Source organism: Klebsiella sp. A-Nf5 (genome assembly GCF_002810545.1).
Taxonomy (GTDB): Bacteria; Pseudomonadota; Gammaproteobacteria; order Enterobacterales; family Enterobacteriaceae; genus Klebsiella; species Klebsiella variicola.
On the sequence record NZ_PIOG01000117.1, the window covers coordinates 1 to 863 of the forward strand.

Genomic DNA, 863 nt, shown 5'->3' on the forward strand with positions numbered 1-863 from the left:
GTATGGCGAAAATGCCTGTCAGGCCCTGTTCCTGAGCCGTCCGGATGCCATTGTTCGCGCCTGGTTTATCCAGAGCGTCACGCCCCGCTTTAAAGAGGCGCTGCGCTGGATGGCGGCCAACCGTAAAGCCTATCATGTGGTGGACGAAGCCGAGCTGGCGAAAGCCTCCGGCACCGAGCACCACGGCGGGGTCTGCTTCCTGATCAAAAAACGCCACGGCACTTCTGTTGCCCAGTGGGTCGCGAAGGCGGCAGAAGACGATTGCGTTCTGGCGCTGGAAGACGTGGGTAACCCGCACAACCTCGGGGCGATCATGCGCAGCTGCGCGCACTTCGGCGTGAAGGGCGTGGTGGTTCAGGATGCTGGCGTGCTGGAGTCCGGGGCGGCGATCCGTACGGCGGAGGGCGGGGCGGAGCATGTTGAACCGATCACCGGCGACAGCTTTATCGATACCCTGGATCAGTTCCGCAAAGCGGGCTACGCGATTGTCTCAACGTCCAGCCATAATGGTACGCCGCTGTTTAAAGCCGAGCTGCCGAAGAAAATGGTGCTGGTGTTAGGCCAGGAGCGTGATGGTCTGTCCGATGCGGCGATTTCCAGCTCTGATCTCAGCGTCGCCATCGACGGTACCGGCAATGTCGAAAGCCTGAACGTCTCTGTGGCGACCGGCGTCCTGCTGGCAGAATGGTGGCGTCAGAACAAGGCGTAATTCGCCTGCCTGAATGCGAAAAAGCCAGCTGATGCTGGCTTTTTTTATGGCTCGATCACTCGCTTTCTGCGGGAAGGACCGGCATCCAGTCAATCGGCGCTTCGCCGCGGTCAGCCAGCCACTGGTTGGTCTGTACGAAATGGTTACTGCCAAA

General features: G+C 60.1%; 1 protein-coding gene and 1 pseudogene. One reads left to right on the plus strand and one right to left on the minus strand.

The window, feature by feature from the left end; genetic code table 11:
* The coding region (locus tag CWM53_RS11025; RefSeq protein WP_100750794.1) for a tRNA/rRNA methyltransferase at nt 1–709 on the plus strand (709 nt) is incomplete at its 5' end.
* A gap of 55 nt (nt 710–764) precedes the next feature.
* Here CWM53_RS11025 and CWM53_RS31935 read toward each other — a convergent pair.
* Nucleotides 765–863: pseudogene (locus CWM53_RS31935) on the minus strand (uracil-DNA glycosylase); the annotation flags it as partial.